The 16,566-nt window shown below is 65.9% G+C and carries 14 protein-coding genes and 1 tRNA gene; 3 read left to right on the top strand and 12 right to left on the bottom strand.

Annotation, left to right across the window (positions count from 1 at the left end; translation table 11 throughout):
- Positions 1–12: 12 nt before the first annotated feature.
- From fbaA to Q9293_RS06505, 3 genes are all read right to left on the bottom strand, one after another.
- Complete coding sequence (gene fbaA, locus Q9293_RS06515) at positions 13–1,038, bottom strand: class II fructose-bisphosphate aldolase (protein ID WP_306251219.1); 1,026 nt, start codon at positions 1,036–1,038, stop codon at positions 13–15.
- Positions 1,039–1,113: 75 nt separating this feature from the next.
- Entirely contained in the window at positions 1,114–2,226 is a 1,113-nt protein-coding gene (locus Q9293_RS06510) for a 6-phosphofructokinase (protein ID WP_306251217.1), read from the bottom strand.
- Positions 2,227–2,252: 26 nt separating this feature from the next.
- Positions 2,253–4,712 (bottom strand): glycogen/starch/alpha-glucan phosphorylase, encoded by a 2,460-nt coding sequence (locus Q9293_RS06505; protein WP_306251215.1) that lies wholly within the window; start codon positions 4,710–4,712, stop codon positions 2,253–2,255.
- Positions 4,713–4,878: 166 nt separating this feature from the next.
- On the opposite strand from Q9293_RS06505, the gene Q9293_RS06500 reads away from it, so the two are divergent.
- Positions 4,879–4,953: transfer RNA gene (locus Q9293_RS06500), tRNA-Gly, on the top strand.
- A 95-nt stretch (positions 4,954–5,048) separates the two neighbouring features.
- Here the strand turns inward: Q9293_RS06500 and Q9293_RS06495 are convergent.
- Positions 5,049–6,473: an amidohydrolase family protein gene (locus Q9293_RS06495; RefSeq protein ID WP_306251213.1), complete on the bottom strand. Its 1,425-nt coding sequence runs from the start codon at positions 6,471–6,473 to the stop codon at positions 5,049–5,051.
- Between the two features lie 158 nt (positions 6,474–6,631).
- On the opposite strand from Q9293_RS06495, the gene Q9293_RS06490 reads away from it, so the two are divergent.
- Positions 6,632–7,168, top strand: coding sequence for a cysteine hydrolase family protein (locus tag Q9293_RS06490; RefSeq protein ID WP_306251211.1), 537 nt, complete (start codon positions 6,632–6,634; stop codon positions 7,166–7,168).
- On the opposite strand, the gene Q9293_RS06485 is transcribed toward Q9293_RS06490, so the two are convergent.
- The 6 genes from Q9293_RS06485 to Q9293_RS06460 form a co-directional block, all read right to left on the bottom strand.
- On the bottom strand, positions 7,165–8,274 hold the full coding sequence (locus Q9293_RS06485; protein ID WP_306251208.1) for a hypothetical protein: 1,110 nt from the start codon (positions 8,272–8,274) through the stop codon (positions 7,165–7,167). The genes Q9293_RS06490 and Q9293_RS06485 overlap by 4 nt on opposite strands.
- Entirely contained in the window at positions 8,271–9,089 is an 819-nt protein-coding gene (locus Q9293_RS06480) for a RodZ family helix-turn-helix domain-containing protein (protein ID WP_306251205.1), read from the bottom strand. The genes Q9293_RS06485 and Q9293_RS06480 overlap by 4 nt, the downstream gene beginning before the upstream one ends.
- Positions 9,086–10,069: a MoxR family ATPase gene (locus tag Q9293_RS06475; RefSeq protein ID WP_306251203.1), complete on the bottom strand. Its 984-nt coding sequence runs from the start codon at positions 10,067–10,069 to the stop codon at positions 9,086–9,088. Before Q9293_RS06475 ends, Q9293_RS06480 begins: the two co-directional genes overlap by 4 nt.
- Positions 10,066–11,322: a sigma-54 dependent transcriptional regulator gene (locus Q9293_RS06470; protein WP_306251201.1), complete on the bottom strand. Its 1,257-nt coding sequence runs from the start codon at positions 11,320–11,322 to the stop codon at positions 10,066–10,068. Before Q9293_RS06470 ends, Q9293_RS06475 begins: the two co-directional genes overlap by 4 nt.
- A gap of 76 nt (positions 11,323–11,398) precedes the next feature.
- A complete protein-coding gene (locus tag Q9293_RS06465) occupies positions 11,399–12,763 on the bottom strand; it encodes a type I 3-dehydroquinate dehydratase (protein ID WP_306251199.1) in 1,365 nt (454 codons plus the stop codon).
- 58 nt (positions 12,764–12,821) lie between these two features.
- Positions 12,822–13,700: a phosphoribosyltransferase gene (locus Q9293_RS06460; protein ID WP_306251197.1), complete on the bottom strand. Its 879-nt coding sequence runs from the start codon at positions 13,698–13,700 to the stop codon at positions 12,822–12,824.
- Between the two features lie 178 nt (positions 13,701–13,878).
- Here Q9293_RS06460 and Q9293_RS06455 point away from each other — a divergent pair, with 178 nt between their 5' ends.
- Entirely contained in the window at positions 13,879–15,213 is a 1,335-nt protein-coding gene (locus Q9293_RS06455) for an anaerobic C4-dicarboxylate transporter (protein ID WP_306251195.1), read from the top strand.
- A 34-nt stretch (positions 15,214–15,247) separates the two neighbouring features.
- Here the strand turns inward: Q9293_RS06455 and Q9293_RS06450 are convergent, their stop codons facing one another.
- Both Q9293_RS06450 and mazG read right to left on the bottom strand, forming a co-directional pair.
- Entirely contained in the window at positions 15,248–15,766 is a 519-nt protein-coding gene (locus Q9293_RS06450; RefSeq protein ID WP_306251193.1) for a hypothetical protein, read from the bottom strand.
- Positions 15,766–16,557: a nucleoside triphosphate pyrophosphohydrolase gene (gene mazG / locus Q9293_RS06445; protein ID WP_306251191.1), complete on the bottom strand. Its 792-nt coding sequence runs from the start codon at positions 16,555–16,557 to the stop codon at positions 15,766–15,768. The genes Q9293_RS06450 and mazG overlap by 1 nt, the downstream gene beginning before the upstream one ends.
- Positions 16,558–16,566: the final 9 nt, after the last annotated feature.

Genomic DNA, 16,566 nt, shown 5'->3' with positions numbered 1-16,566 from the left:
TGAATTCCTTTTTTAGATCTTGCCCATGGTCTTGCCGGCGCTGCGCAGATCGTTGCAGGCGCGGATGACGCGGTCGGCCATGCTCTGCTCGGCCTTCTTCATGTAGGGGCGGGGGTCGTAGGTCTTCTTATTGCCCACCTCGCCATCGACCTTCAGCACGCCGTCGTAGTTCTTGAACATGTGATCGGCGATGGCGCGGGTGAAGGCGTACTGGGTGTCGGTGTCGATGTTCATCTTCACCACGCCGTAGTCCAGCGTCTCGTGGATCTCCTCGAGGCTGGAGCCGGAGCCGCCGTGGAAGACCAGCAGGGAGCTGGCGCCGCCGCAGGCCTTGGCGATGGCGGCCTGGCCGTCGCGGAGGATGCTGGGCTTCAGCACCACGTTGCCCGGCTTGTAGACGCCGTGCACGTTGCCGAAGGTGGCCGCCAGCATGTAGCGGCCGATGGGGGCCAGGGCCGAGTGGGTGGCCACCATGTCCTCGGGGGTGGTGTAGAGCTTGTCCTTGCCCACGTTGCTGGTGTCGTGGCCATCTTCCTCGCCGCCCACCACGCCGATTTCCACCTCGAGGATGATCTCACTGGCGGCGCAGCGTTTCAGCAGTTCGGACGAGCGGGCGATGTTGTCGGAGAGGCCCAGCTCGGAGCCGTCGAACATGTGGGCGTTGAACAGGTTCGGGCGCCCGGCGGCGCGGCGGGCCTCGGTCTCCGCGATGAGGGGCAGCACGAAGGTATCGAGGTACTTGGGGTGGCAGTGGTCCGTGTGCAGGGCCACGTTCACATCGTAGTACTGGGCCATGTAGTGGACGTAGTCCGCCAGGGCGATGGCGCCCTTGGCCATGTCCTTCACGCCCAGGCCGCTGATGAACTCAGCGCCACCCGTGGACACCTGGATGATGCCGTCGGCGCCAGCGGTCTTGAGGCCCAGCAGCACGGCGTTGGCGGTCTCCGTCGAGGTGACGTTGAAGGCCGGATAGGCGAATTTCTCCTGTTTCGCTTTTTCCAGCATCTTGACGTACTGGGCGGGATTGACGACGGGCATGGATCCTCCGAATAGACCAACTCCCAGGCTATCCAAGCCGGTGGATTCCTGCGAAAGGGAATTTCGCCCTGGCTATCACGAATCGCCGAAACAGATCCCCAAGTCGCGTCCTGTCTGCAGGATGTCGCAGTCCAGCGGCACGGCCTTCATGCGGCCCGCCACCTCTTCCAGGGGCACGTAGTTCACGTTCGGGAAGGCCAGGGCCACCATGATGCCGCTGTGGCCCTCGTCCAGAGCTCGCACGGCGGCAGCGCCGAAGCGCAGGGCCGCCAGGCGGTCGAAGCTGGTGGGGCTGCCGCCCCGCAGCAGGTGCCCCAGCACCACCACCCGGGATTCCTTGCCTGTGAGCTCCTGCAGGGATTTGGCCACCCACTCGCCGATGCCCCCCAACCGCTCGGCGTGGCCCACCCCCGCCTGCTCAATGACGGCCCGATGGCCGTGGGTGGGATTGGCACCCTCGGCCACCACCACCAGGGAGTACATCCGCCCCTCCTGGTCCCGCTGGCGGATCTTGGCTGCCACCTTGTCCAGGTCGAAGGGAATTTCAGGAATGAGGATGGCGTGGGCACTGCCGGAAATCCCTGAATTCAGGGCGATCCAGCCCGCGTAGCGACCCATCATTTCCACCACCATCACCCGCTGGTGGCTCTCGGCGGTGCTGTGCAGGCGATCCACGCACTCCGTGGCGAAGGCCACGGCGGTGTCAAAGCCGAAGGTGGTGGCGGTCTTGTCGAGGTCGTTGTCGATGGTCTTGGGCACGCCGACCACCTTGAGCCCCTTCTGATGCAGGACGTTGGCGATGGTCAGGGAGCCGTCGCCACCGATGGAGACCAGCGCATCCAGCTCCTTGCGAGCGAAGAACTCGAGAATCTCATCCGTGCGATCCACTTCGCGCATCGTGCCATCGGGCATCTTGATGGGGAAATGCAGCGGATTGCCCTTGTTGGTGGTGCCCAGGATGGTGCCGCCCAGGTGGCCGATGCCCCGCACACGTTCGCGCGTCAGGCGCATGAGCCCGCCCTCGGCGAAGCGTTCGGGAAACAGAATGCCGTTGAACCCCTCGCGGATGCCGTAGCACTCCCAGCCCCGGTTTGCCGCGGCGATGACCACGGCGCGAATCACCGCATTGAGGCCGGGGGCGTCGCCGCCACCAGTGGAAATGGCAATGCGGCGGATGCTGTTCGACATGGCGGCGTTCCTTGCAAAAGGATGAATCAGGTGAGCGGGACCGGTACAAAGGGCGCATTCCAGATGTCTCGAGCGTATTCCCGTACCGTGCGGTCGATGGAGAATTTTCCCATGCCCGCCACGTAGAGGATGGACTTTCGGGCCCATTCGGCCGGATCCGCATAGGTGGCTGAGACCCGTTCCTGGGCCTCCACGTAGGCGGCGTAATCCGCGCAGTGAAAATAGTGGTCTGAGTCCAGCAGGGCCTGACCCAGAGGCTGGAACAGGCCCCCTTCAAGGGCGTTGATGGTGTCGATGGCGCGCCGCAGTTCGGGGTTGCCCTGGGCCCAGTCGCGCGGCCGATAGCCCGTGTCCCGCAGGCGCACGATGCCTTCTGCCGTGTGCCCGAAGATGAAGAGGTTGGCCTCGCCCACCTCTTCGCGGATCTCCACGTTGGCGCCATCGAGGGTACCGATGGTGAGGGCGCCATTCAGCGCCGCCTTCATGTTGCCGGTGCCTGAAGCCTCGGTGCCAGCCGTGGAGATCTGCTCGGACAGCTCCGCCGCCGGGAAGATCACCTCCGCCAGGGAGACGCGGTAGTTGGGCAGGAAGGCCAGGCTGAGGCGTCCCCTCGCCGCCGGATCGGCCTGAATAGCCCGGGCCATGGCGTGGGTGAGGTGGATGATCTGCTTGGCCGCCCAGTAGGCGGGCGCGGCCTTGCCGCCGATGAGCACGGCCCGGGGCGCGCCGGTATCGATGCCATCCCGCAGGCGATTCCAGAGCGTGGCCACGTGCAGCAGGTTCAGCAGCTGCCGCTTGTATTCGTGGATGCGCTTCACCTGCACATCGAAGAGGAAACTGGGATCGAGGCTGATGGCCTCATTCCGCTCGGTCCAGCTGGCGAGAGCCTCCTTGTTGGAGCGCTTGACCCGCGTCCACCGCTCCCGGAACGCTGCATTCTGGGCGAAGGGCTCCAGGCCCCGCAGGGCGTCGAGGTTCTTGATCCAACCTTCACCGATGGCCTCCGTCACCAGCGCGGCCAGGCCGGGGTTGCACTTCAGCAGCCAGCGCCGCGGCGTGATGCCGTTGGTTTTGTTGTTGATGCGGCCCGGGAACAGCTCATTCATTTCTGCGAAGGTGGAGGCCTTCAGGATGTCGGTGTGGAGCTGGGCGACGCCGTTGACGGAGTGGCTGCCCACGATGGCGAGGTTGGCCATGCGGACGCTGTGGCCATCCTCCACGATGGCGAGGCGATGCAGCTTGGCGTCATCGAAGGGATAACGCTCGCGCACCGTCAGACGGAACCGACGATCAATCTCTTCGACGATTTCCACATGGCGAGGCAGCAACCGGCGCCAGAGCTCCATGGGCCACACTTCCATGGCCTCGGGGAGGATGGTGTGGTTGGTGTAGGCGCAGACCTGCTGGGTGAGCGACCAGGCCAGATCCCAGCCCAGCCCTTCCTGATCCACCAGCACCCGCATGAGCTCGGGCACCACCAGGGCCGGATGGGTGTCGTTCATCTGGATGGCCACCTTGTCCGGCAATTCCTCCCACTGCCAGCTGGGCCGCTTCTTGAACCGGCGCACCACATCCTGCAGGGTGGCCGATACGAAGAAGTACTGCTGCTTCAGGCGCAGTTCCTTCCCCGCGCTCTGATCGTCAGCCGGATAGAGCACCTTGGAGATGTTCTCGGAGACGGTCTTGTCCTCCACCGCCCGCACGTACTCGCCGGAGTTGAAGCGGGCCAGATCGAACTCTCGGCTGGATTTGGCGGACCACAAGCGCAGCGTGTTCACGCTGCCGTTGCGGTAGCCGGCCACGGGCGTGTCGAAGGCCATGGCCCAGACATCCTGGGTGTCCCGCCAGGTCACGCGGTAGTGGCCTTCAGCGTCGAGGTGGCCCTGGGTGTGGCCATAGAATCGCACCGGGAAGATGGCGTCCGGCCGCTGGATCTCCCAGGGATTGCCATAGCGCAGCCAGCCATCGGGAAACTCCACCTGCCGCCCATCGATGATCTTCTGGAGGAAGATGCCGTACTCATATCGGATGCCGTAGCCGTAGAAAGGCAGCTCAAGCGTGGCCGCCGCATCCAGAATGCAGGCCGCCAAACGGCCCAGACCACCGTTGCCCAGGCCCGCATCCCATTCCTGTTCGGCGATGTCCTCCAGCCGGAAGCCCAGCTGCCCCATGGCCTCGGTGTAGGCATCCCCGGCGCCGAGGTTGATCACATTGTTGGTGAGGGCCCGTCCCATGAGGAATTCCAGGGACAGGTAGTAGACCCGCTTCGCGTCCCGGTGGTAGTAGGTGCTCTGGGTCCTGAACCAGCGCTCCATCACCCGGTCGCGCACCGCGAAGGCCAGGGCCTGGTACACGTCGAAATCGCTGGCGGTGTGCTGGTCCTTGGCGATCGAGTACATCATCCGATGGGCGAAGGCCTCGAGGATGTGGGGGGCATCCAGGCCCCCAGCCTGGGGCGTGGGAATCAAACGGGGTTGGGTGGGCATTGGCGCACTCCCTCGGGGCGTGGCGCCGCCTTCATCCCGGCGGAACCGCCCTGCCCGTCCCGCCGCCAAGGCAGCCCTTCCTTTATCGGATTCCCTGCAACGGTAGATAAAGAGTGGCGCTGCGGGTTGGCCCCGGCCTCCAGTTGCGCTAGGATGAACCCCTGCCGCGGGCGTAGTTCAGTGGTAGAACGCAAGCTTCCCAAGCTTGATGTCGTGGGTTCAATCCCCATCGCCCGCTCCACTGCAAACGGCCCGCTTCCGCGGGCCGTTTCCTTGACATCAAAGACGAGGATTGAGATCGCGGGGAGGCAGAGAAAGCCTGCCGATGCCACTGCTTCAAGGTTGACCCTGCAGGCCACTCCGTCTCGGAGGCGCCGCCGGAGCCCAGGCGGTGGCTCCCCGGGCCACGGCGGCTTGCAGGTCTGCCTCGGGGATCCACTGCCCCTGGCGCACGAGGCCAGCCCGGCAAAAGGCGTGCTGGGCGTTCTCGAGCGGATCCGCGTTCACCAGGAGCAGATCGGCCACCTTCCCGGCTTCCACGGTGCCGAGATCCTTTTCCTGGCCGAGGAAGCGTGCGGGCTCCAGGGTGGCGCTTAGCAGGATTTGGTACGGACTCAACCCTGCCGCATGCAGCTCCGCGAATTCATCCTCCAGCGCGTAGCCGGGCAACTGGCAAGGCACCATGTTGTCAGTTCCCATGAGCAGGGGAACCCGAGCCTCGGACAGGGCCCGGGTCAGGCGCTGCATGAAAGCGAACTGACGGGCCAGTTGCGGGATGTCCTTCAAGGTCCAGTTCCGCACGTACGGGTTCACACCGGGCTGCCAATCCGCCGAGGATTCAGGGGGGAGGTAGGCCATCGCCGGCCGGGTCAGAAGACGATCCAATTCGGCGATCTGGGTGATGATCTGACGGAACACAGAAAGCGTGGGCGCCACGAAGGTTCCGGCCTCCCGCGTGCGGCGGGCCACCTCGCGCATCATGCGATCTGCCTCGGCAGGATCCGTGGGAAGGGACCGGTTGAACTCGAAGTAGCCCTGGAGAAAGGACTCCACATGGGTGATCTGCCGCTGGCCCCCGGCCAGCACTGGGTCCAGCCCGAGGTTGTCGGGAATGTGTCCGATGACGGGAAGCCCCAGGGATTTGGCCGTGCGCAGCAGCGCCTCGTAGCTTTCGGGCGGAAGGGCGCCATGCACTTTCACGAAATCGAATCCAGCGGCCTTCTCCCGCGTCACTTCGGCTGTCACCGCCTCGGGAGTGGTGAACGTGAGCCTTCCGGGCAGTTCCCCCGAATGTTCCATCTGCAACAGAGGCCCGGCGGTGAACAGCCTGGGGCCGCGCACCTCGCCCCGTTTTACCGCCTCTCGCAGCGCAAGGGTATCCGGCGAGCCCTCCATGACCACCGCCGTGGTCACCCCATGGGCCAACAGCAACGCCAGGATCTGGCGCTCAGCGCGACGGCTTCCGGCGCCCTGCCGGGAATACCCCCAGAGGTGGACATGGGCGTCCACCAGCCCAGGAAGAAGGTACCGATGCCGGCCATCCACCACCTGGGCATCCGCCGGAACCCGCAAACTGCCCACTGGCCCCAGGGATGCAATGCGCTCTCCCTCGATCAGCACGGTCTGATGGGGCAAGACGGCCTGCCCCTTCATGGGCACCACGGTCACATCCACGATGGCCAAAGATCCGGCCGCCAAGGCGGGAGACAGAAGCATGACGCAGAACAGGTGGATGGGCCAAGGGACGTACCAACGGGACATGGCAAACCTCCATTGAGCAGGCACATGTTACGGGAACAAGCCTTCCAGGTTGATGGCATTCACCCCTCTGGGATCACGCCTTGCCTGCAGTCCTCGGCGCGACGGAGGACCGGGTTGCCTGGACCGGCCGGGCGCATCCGCCAGGCTATCCTTGAGCCATGAGCCAAGCCCTCCTCATCATCGATGTCCAGCGCGGCCTCTTCGACCCTGCTCCCAGACCTTTCGAGGCGGATGCGGTGGTGGACCGGATCAACCTCCTCAGCGCCCAGGCCCGCGCCGCTCGAGTGCCCGTGGTCTTCGTGCAGCATGAGCGCCCGGAAGGTTCGCTCGTCCACGGCACCGAAAGCTGGCAGCTGGAGGAGCGTCTGGTGGTGGATGCGGAAGACGAAGTCATCCGCAAGCGCACCCCGGATTCCTTTCTCCGCACGGGCCTTCAAGACCTGCTCACCCAATGGGGCGTCACGGATTTGGTGATCTGCGGCTACGCTTCCGAATTCTGCGTGGACACGACCGTGCGGCGGGCGGCGGCGCTGGGCTACCCGGTGCTGCTGGCGGCGGACGCCCACACCACCCACGACAAGGAGCACGCGTCCGCGGCGCAGATCCGGGCCCACCATAACGCCACCCTGTCCAACATCGTCAGCTTCGGCCCGCGCATCGTGGCGAAGAACAGTGCAGACATCGCCTTCGGCTAACCCTTGCCCTTGGACTTCATTTCCACCAATCGCTTGGCCTCTCTGCGCAGCAGCTCAGGCACGTTGCGGTCCTTGATGAGCAGCTTCATATCGGCCTCATAAAGTCGCTTGAAGTGGGTCAAAGCCACGGGCAGCGGCGTGCGGGGGTTCATCACAAGGGCCTTCGTGATGGGATACTTCTTCATCCATTCCCGGCTGTTGGAAATGATGCGCAGAACCTCCTCGTTCACCGTGCGCATCTGTGCGATGTAGGCCACCTCGCCTTCGCCGATGCGGCCGTTGCGGATGACGTTCACCTGGATGAGCCGGTTGGCCTCGCGGATGAGCAGGGTGCGCTCCTCCTTCCCGCCCTTGATGGCCAGCATGATCTTCTGGTTGGTGCTGAGGCGCATCACCCGCTGGGTGAGTGTCATGTTGATTTCGTTCCCTTCGTCATCAAGGGGGGGCCTCATCTCCTGCAGGCGACGTTCGGCGGCCATCTCCTCCGTTTCGTTCTCGGCGTCGGCTTCCTCTTTACTCTTTTCCTTGGGCAGCGGCAGCTCGGACCAGGCGCGGTCCAGGCGGCCCGCCTCCACCTCATCGATGATCTCCAGCCGCTCCTTCTTCACCTCTTCGGGGATGAGGCGCAGGATGTCGAAGCGGAATTCATTCACGCGGCGCTTGATGACGTACTCGCCCTCGGGATGCTCTTCCAGCAGGTCGAGGATGCGGGGGCGCTGCAGCCATAGCTTCTGGTTGTTCAGTACGATCTCGAGGCTTCCGCCCGGCAGGCTGGGCACCGAGGCTTCCACGATGTCCGGCGTGAGGCTGGGATTCAGCAGCGCTGTCTCCAGCAGCGTCGGCTCCTTGCGGTGGCAAAGCACAAGCTGCAGCGGTGTCGGGGGATCCAGAGGTTCGGCCACCACGCCGCTCACCATGGATTCCGGCATGGTGGCAAAGAAATCCAGGGCTCTCTGGGCGTACTTCGATTCGCTCAGGGTGGCGTGGGCCAGCGCTTGAAGCAGATCCAAGGAGGGCACCGGCAGGCTGCCCCCCACCAGGGCCATGGCCATGGGCTCGGGCAGTTCACCCTTGAGAAAACGGTCGACGATGGGATGCATGGTCATGGCTTGATACCGCCTTCGGTTTCATCATCAACGGGCGCGGGAGCCCCTTCAGGGAGGTTCGGCGGGGCGGGCCTCAGCCAATGGCCTTCGGCATCGAAGCGGCCCGACCAGGTTGCGCCAACGTTCTGCCCATGGGCGATGCGGCGACCCGCCACCTCCACATTCACCACCCCGGCATTGTCCAGCTGCACCAGGAACGGCCCCTTCACACGCAGGCGCCAGGGCTCGGACACGCGCAGGGTGCGCACCAGGGGCTGGCCGCCGTGCTCCGCTTCTGACTCGATCTTCACGTTGCAGGTATCCATCGCGCGCAGGCTCACCAGGGCACCCTGCTCGTTCAAGGGGACCTCGGGCAACAGCTCGCCCAGCACTGGGAAGGGTGAGGCCGAGGGCGCGGGAGGCGGCGGCAGGCTGGGCTTGCTCAGCGCAGCGAGGGGGTTCGGCGCGGGCTTGCGGCCCAGGCTTGGACCGGGCACCACCAGCCAGAGCACCACCAGCACCGAAGCCGCGGTCAACGCGCCCATCACCACCCGCTCCAGGCGCTCCTGGCGGGGATCCGGAGGATCCAGCTCCCGCACACCAGGCACGATCTGGAAAGCCCCCGTGTGGAACTCCAGGTCGACCCCCAGGCGATCTGCCAATTGACGCGCCAAGGGCCGGGGCCGACCGGGTGGCAGGGACACCCAGTCATCGGCCTCGATTGCCTCCAGGTGGCGCAGGGGCAGCTTGAGTTCCTTGGCCAGATCCTCCCGGCTGAGGCCCCTCGCTTCCCGGGCCTCCCGCACCAGTTGGCCGACCGACTCGTCGTGTCTCAAGGCGCCCACCCCACGGGCAGCTCCTTCAAGAGGCGGGTCAGCTGCTCGCGCCGTTCACTGCGATTGAGGCGGCGGTCATCCAGGCTGCCCCGGTGGGCCATGGTGTCGGTGAGGGTCCGCTGCAGGTCATCGGGGGTGATGAAGTCGCGGCCCTCCAGCCAGGCCTCGGCCTGCGCCAGGCCGATCCAATGCTTGGCGGCCCGGGTGGAGCAGAAGCCACCCCCGGAGCGGATGCGCTCCACCATGCGCTCCACATAGTCGAGCACCGGTTCCGCCACCTGAACGCGATGCACCGCCGTGCGGGCCTGGCGCCAGCCTTCCAGATCCAGAACCGGGGAAAGGGAATCCAGCCGCTCGGCCCCTGCCTCGCCCGTGAGGATGAGCCGTTCGGCGGCCCGATCGGGATAGCCCAGGTGGATGGTGCAGGAGAAGCGGTCCAGCTGGCTTTCCGGCAGGGGGAAGGTGCCCGCGTGATCCAGAGGGTTCTGCGTGGCGATGACGAAGAAGGGCTCGGGCAGTTTGTGGGTGCTGCGATCCAGGGTGACCTGCCCCTCCACCATGGCCTCCAGCATGGCGCTCTGAGTCTTGGGGCCAATGCGGTTCAGCTCGTCCAGCAGCAGCACATGGCAGAACACGGGCCCTGGCTGGAAGCGGAAGCTCTGCTCTTTGGCATCCCAGAGATGGACTCCCAGCAGATCGGACGGCAGCAGATCGTTGGTCCCCTGCACCCGCTGGAACGTGCCACCCAGAATGCGGGAGAGCCCCTTGGCCAGCGTGGTCTTCCCCACGCCGGGCAGGTCTTCCAGCAGCACGTGGCCACCCGCCAGCATGGCGGCGAAGGCCCGCCGCACCTGGGCTTCCTTCCCCACCACCACGGCCTGGAGCGCAGCCAGTCCGGCCCGCGCGGCGGGACGGATTCCCTCCGGACTGCGAACCGGGGGAACAAGGACAGGCGGAACTTGAGTCGGAGCTTGAGTCATGGTGCCTTCCGAGGCAGCGGGCTATCACCATCTTCCAAAGGAATGGCGTGGTCCCGCAAGCGCTGAGCCAGGGTCCGCAACGTCAACCCCAGCTTTTCTGCCGCCTTCGTCAAATCCCCCCCGGCTTCGCCCAGGGCCCGCTGCAGCAACTGGGATTCGGCCGCATGGGCCACGGTCTTCAGCATGCTTTCAAGCCCCCCGGACTCTGGCCAGGGCAGACACAAAGGCGCGGTCACGCCCAATCCCAGGCCCGGGAAACTGCGGATGGCCTGGCCCTGTGCGAAGAGAACAGTGCGCCCCACCAGCACCTCCAACTCCCGCACATTGCCCGGCCAGTCGTAGGCCAACAGCTGGCGTTCGGCAGAGCGCTCCAACCAGGGCGAGGGTCGCCCTTCCCGCCGGGCGGCCTGATCGAGCAGCAGGCGGGTGAGCGCCAGCAGATCCTCCCGCCGTTCCCGGAGTGAAGGCACCCGGAGTTCGAGGGAACCCAGGCGCTGGGCGAGGTCGGGAGCCAACCGACCCACCACATCCACGCTGCCCATCCAGGCGATGCGACTGCCGGACTCACCATCCATGGCCCGCGCCAAGGGGCCCGCCGCGGTGGCGGACAGGTGCTCCAATCCGGTGAGGAGCAGGCTCCCGCCTTCCAGCAACTTCAGGGTGCGGGGATCAGGGCCCTCCGGCCCGAGGGTCGCGGCCGCCAGGCTCAGAAAGGGCGCCGTCGGCTGGCGGAGGATGTGCAGGCGACGGGCACAGCGTTCCCGCCCGGCCCCGGGTTCGCCCCGAAACACCACGGGCAGCGCGGAGGCCGCCGCCTGCCGCAGGGCGGTTTCCAGGGCCTGCATGGCGGGGCTGTGGGCGATCCAGGGTTCGGCGGGGTCAGGCGAGGGGGCACCCACCAGGGCCCGAAGGCGATCCAGCAGGGCCTGGAAGGCGTCCAGATCGAAGGGCTTGGGGAGGAAATCGTCCGCGCCCAAACGCATGGCCTCCACGATGTCTTTGGGCTCACCGAACGCGGACATGAGCACCACACGCAGGGTCGGATGCAGGCGGCGGGCGCGGCGGATCAGCTCGAGGCCGCTCATGCCGGGCAACCGCAGATCCGTCACCAGCACATGGAAGGACGCCGCCTCCAGGGCCCGCAGCGCTTCCTGGGGATCGGCCACGGCCTTCACCGTCCAGTCCGTATCCGCCAGGGCCTGGCTCAGCAGGCGCCGGAAGCTGTCCTTGTCCTCGACCAGCAAGAGGTCCATGCCTTGAAAGGTAACAGCGCGGGGATGGAAAAGCAGACTGGACTGTCCCGCTCCAGGGATTGCCCCAAGAACCGCTCTACACCCCGCCGCAGCCTGCGATGAAGCGGCGGCTCTGGGCTTCGGCCTGGGCCTCGAAGAGCGCGGCCCCGGCCACCACCTGCAGGTTGGCCTCCCGTGACCACAGGGCGAAGGCGGTGTCCTCCTTGTAGATCCACTCCACGGCCCACCGGGCGCTGCCCCGGGAAGCCTCCAACAATTCTGGGAATGGCGCCGGATCCTCCGCGTTCATGCCCAAACTGGTGGCCTGCACGAGGCCCACCGGTGCGAACGCCGCCACGGCCTCCGGCGTGATCGGCAGGCGGCGTGATGCCTGGAGCACCTTCCGCCCCGCACCTTCCAGCACGGCAAGGCTGGTGCGGGCCACGCCCCCTTCGCCCAGCAGCAGGACTGGCCCCGACTCCAGATGCGACAGTGATTGTTCAAAAGCCTCGGCATCGGTGTTGGCGCCCTGCCAGGGCGCGCCCGGCGAGCGGCGCCAGAGGGTGTTGAGGGGGCCCTGCAGGCCCAGGGCCTCGGGCAGCGCCAGCTTCAAGGGAGCCGTGATGCTGAGGCCCAGGATGTCGAGGGCGTCCAGCGCCTCCAGCGCTTCGGAGGCCTCGCCGCAGACCAGGGGAAGGTAGAGCAGATCCTTGAAGGCGGCCTGGAAACGCGGGTTGTGGAAGGCCGGGCCCCGCGAATGGAGCACGGGATCGCCGATGACGCCGCAAAGGCCATGGCCCGGGTGCAGTTTGGCGGAACGCCAGGCCCGCAGGGTGGCCAGCGGCAACTGCCCCGGAGCGGCGGCGGGGCCATCATCCGGGGCCGCGTAGGTGAAGGCTCCGCCCCACACCGACTGCAGGGCCCGGCTGGGCAGGCCCTTGGGGCCCATGAGGAAGGCTGACAGACGCAGACCATGGTTGCGGGCCCAGGCCAGCGGCGCCTTCAACCGGCCGTTGTCACCCAATCGCCTCGCCCAGCCCACCCACTTGAAGGCTTCTCCATCGGGCAGACGGTCCAGCCGTTCAGCCAGATCGAAGGTGCCGGGAGGAACGTGGATGGAGCGCAGCAGACGCACATGGGTCCGGGCTGCTTCGATCTCCGGCGGAATGGGCAGGTCCCACTCCAGATCCATCCATTGCGGTTTGCCCTTGAGGGCCTTGAAGAGGTGCGCCAGGCGCCCGGCTTCATCCTCGTCAGGCCAGCGGCCCCCTTCCGATACCCGGCGGCAGGTCACCAGGCAACGCCGCTTCAGGGCATCCACCAGGGCTTCGGGATCGGCATCGGGAAAGAGATCCAGGCGCAATTCCGGCAGCGCATCCTCACCAAGGTGTTTGGCGCAATGCAGGGCCTGCTCCCACTCCGGGTGGGTGAGGGTGACCAGATGGAAGGGAAGTGGGTTCAAGGTCGCATCCAGAAGGCCATCCTAACCTGCCAGGCGGCCGCCCCGCAGGCGGTCGTCGTCAGTCGTGCCAGGCGCGTCCCACGAAATCCGGTGCACAGGGCGAGAGGGCGTGCCTCAGCACGCTGGCTGTGTAGGATTCCCGGAAATAGGGCTGGAGCGTTTCCGTGAACTTCGTGAGCGTGGTGCCCTTGGCGACATCCTCATCGAAGAGCAGGACGGGGCCCGCCTGGTAGGCCTCCAGGAAAGATCTGTCACTGGGCGCGATGACCGGGGCCGGGTCATTGCGCTTGAACATGGAGAAGCGGATGAAGTAGAGCGGAGTCTTCAGGAGGTTCGCCAGAACGAGGCCCGAAAGAATGGAGCCATGGGCGGCGCCCACGATCAGGGTCGGGGACACCCGCTTCCGGATGTGGTCCGCCAGATCCACGATTTTGGCGGGATTCGAGGCCCGCCAGGTGTATTTGTCCTTGGTGCTGGTGTAGATGAACCCAGCCACAACCTCGGGCAGATCCCGAACGAACTGATCCAGCCGCGCCACCGCATCGGCCTCAAGGCCGTAGAGGGCGCGAGCCACTTCGATGGATTCCAGGAAAAAGGCATTCGTGTGATGAACCATGCGCTCGGGGTACTTGGCCTGGAAACGCGTGGCCTCGGTGATCTCGAAGTAGTAGGTCGGATGCAGGGGCAGGCCCTGTTCCACGCAGACCTTGAAATTGAGGGCGATGTTCACCAGGGCCGGTGTGAGCAGGTAGAGCCTGACGCAATCCTCCCAGTAGCCGGAAGGCAGGGTGGCCGGTGAGGCCAGGGCCTCATCCTTGCGGGCCAGGATGCCCGGGAGAAGGTTCTGGATCTGGGTCAGAACCTCCTCGTATGGCGCCTCGAAGGCCATGCATTCGGGAGGGTGGTCCCAGTCGGAATAGATGAGGCGATGCAGCACGAGGTCATCCTACCTCTGATTCCGTGTTCCCCCGCAGGGGAGGCTGCCCGCGCGATGCGTCGCGAACCCGCACATAAGAAATTAAAAAAAGCGATTCTTCGGAATCATTCACGATTTCAGCATCTGCTACGATTCCCCCATTCCAGCCAGATCCATCACGAATCAAGGAGAACCGGCCATGTCCCCTGCCCTGATGTTCTGGATTCAATTCCTGCTGGTGCTGGGTGCCATTCTCATCGGCATCCGCAAGGGCGGCGTGGCCCTGGGCCTCATTGGCGGCCTGGGCGTGGCCGTGCTGGTACTGGGCTTCCGGGTGGCTCCGGGTGTGCCGCCCATCGACGTCATGCTCATCATCCTGGCCGTGGTCACGGCCTCGGCCACGCTGCAGGTGGCCGGCGGCCTCGACTACCTGGTGCAGCTCACAGAGCGCGTGCTGCGGGCCCACCCCAAACAGGTGACCATCCTGGCGCCGCTCTCCACCTTCCTCCTCACCGTCTGCGTGGGCACCGGCCACGCGGTCTACGCGCTGCTGCCCGTCATCTCGGATGTGGCCCTGAAAACGCGCATCCGCCCCGAGCGCCCCATGGCGATCTCCAGCGTGGCCTCCCAGATGGGCATCACCGCCAGCCCCGTGGCCGCGGCGGTCACCACCTTCCTGGCCATGGCCGCCAAGAACGGCCATCCCGTGGGCCTCTTCGACATCATCCGCATCACCCTGCCCGCGGGCCTCATCGGCGTGTTGGCCGCCGCGGCCTGGAGCTACAACCGGGGCAAGGAGCTGGACGAGGATCCCGAGTTCCTCGAGCGCATGAAGGATCCCGAATTCGCCAAGGCGCTGGACGCCAACGTGAGCACATTGGGCCTTGAGATCCCCTTCACCGCCAAGCTCTCCGTGGCCCTCTTCTTCGCCGGCGTCATCAGCATCGTCGTCATCGCACTGAAGCCCGCCCTGCTGCCCCTGGTGGGCGGCAAGCCGGTGCCCATGACCACCGTGGTGCAGATCATCATGCTGGCCTTTGGCTCGTTCATCCTCTTCGCCACCAAGGTGAAGGCGCCCGATATCGCCCGCTCCAGCGTCTTCATCGCGGGCATGATCGCGGTGGTGTCCATCTTCGGCATCGCCTGGATGAGCGAGACCTTCATCAAGGCCAACGAGGGCTACCTCATCGCCAACATCAAGGCCATGGTGCAGCATGCCCCCTGGACCTTCGCCATCGCCATGTTCTGCGTGTCGGCCTTCGTGAAAAGTCAGGCCGCGACCCTCACCATCATGCTGCCCTTCGGCTACGCCCTGGGCCTGCCCACGCCGCTGCTGCTGGGCCTCATCCCCGCCAGCTACGCCTACTTCTTCTTCGCGTTCTACCCCAGCGATCTGGCCGCCATCAACATGGATCGCACCGGCACCACGCGCATCGGGAAGTATCTCCTCAACCACAGCTTCATGATCCCCGGCCTCATCGGTGTGAGCACTTCCACCGTCGTCGCCTTCGGCCTGTCCAAACTCTTCGCCTGACCCGGGGAGCCACAAACCAGGAAAAAGGGCCAACTCAGCGCGGCCGGATGGTCCCCGAAACCACTGGCGGCCTGTGGCCCGGTCCTTGTCCGCCGGGAGCGCCCTTCACCCGCTCCATGAGTGCGCGCGCGGCTTTGCCCCGCAACCGGATCATCCGCCCACCTGCCCCGAGGCGGAATTCTGCGGCACTGAGGAATGCCCACCAACGGTCCGAAGGCGCCTTCTCCAGCCGCACCTCGCTCCAGGGGATGGAGGCCGGGCCCAGCCAGTAGAACGGCTGGAAGGGAAAGGGTTGTTTGAGGTGCAGGCAGCGCTGACCGAACTTGATGGACATGGGGCAGTGACCGCGGAAGGCGCCGAACTCCACCTGCTGCCAGCCCACGTTCCGCTCGATGGGATCGGTCCGGTCCGCGGGCCAATCCCGATACATGGCCGGAATTCCCAGCAGGCGGTTACTGATCCAGGTGGCTCCCAGGAACACCAGGGGGATGAAGATCAGCAAGAAGCCCAGGGGCGGCTGGGCCCCGGGCTGGGACAGCCAGAGCAAAACCATCACTCCTTCCCCTTCCGTTTCGCCGCCTGCCAGGCCGCTTCCATCTGATCGAGGTTCCGGTGCTCCCAGCCTCCTGCGGCCCGGGCATCGTCTTCCACGGCCTGGAAGCGCACCTTGAAACGCCGCATCTGGCGCCGGAGCGCGGCATCGGGATCCACGCCCTTCTTCCGCGCCCACTGCATGAGGCTGAAAAGCACATCACCGAATTCCTCCTCCACCCGCACGGGATCGGATTCCGCCTGCAGCTCCGCGACTTCTTCTTTCACCTTGTCGAGCACGCCTTCCAGATCGGGCCACTCGAAGCCCACCTTGGCACAGCGGTGGCCGATCTCCAGGGCCTCGTCCATGGGCGATAAGGTGGCCGGGATGCCCTCCAGCAGGCGGGGCTCGGTGGCCTCGGTGAGGCCCTTCTCTTCGCGCTTGATGGCGGCCCAATTGGTGAGCACGCCCTCCGCGCCCTCCACGGCCACCTCTCCGAAGACATGGGGGTGGCGCCGCACCAGCTTCTCCACCACGGCCTGCTCCACGTCATGGATGTCCCAGGCGCCGCGATCCGCCGCCAGCTGGGCGTGGAAGGCGATCTGCAGCCACAGGTCGCCCAGCTCCTCGCAGAGGTGCATCTCGGTGGCTTCGTCGAAGGGCCGATGCGCGGCCAGCGCTTCCAGCACTTCGGCAGCCTCCTCGCGGAGGTACTTGGCCAGGGTCTGATGATCCTGCTTCAGATCCCAGGGGCAGCCCGACTCCGGCTTGCGGAGCGCGGCCATGACGGCGCGGAGGGTGAGGGGTTCCATGCCTCCAGG

The sequence above is a fragment of the Geothrix sp. PMB-07 genome (genome assembly GCF_030758935.1).
GTDB lineage: Bacteria > Acidobacteriota > Holophagae > Holophagales > Holophagaceae > Geothrix.
This window is presented reverse-complemented; position numbering and strand designations above follow the sequence as displayed.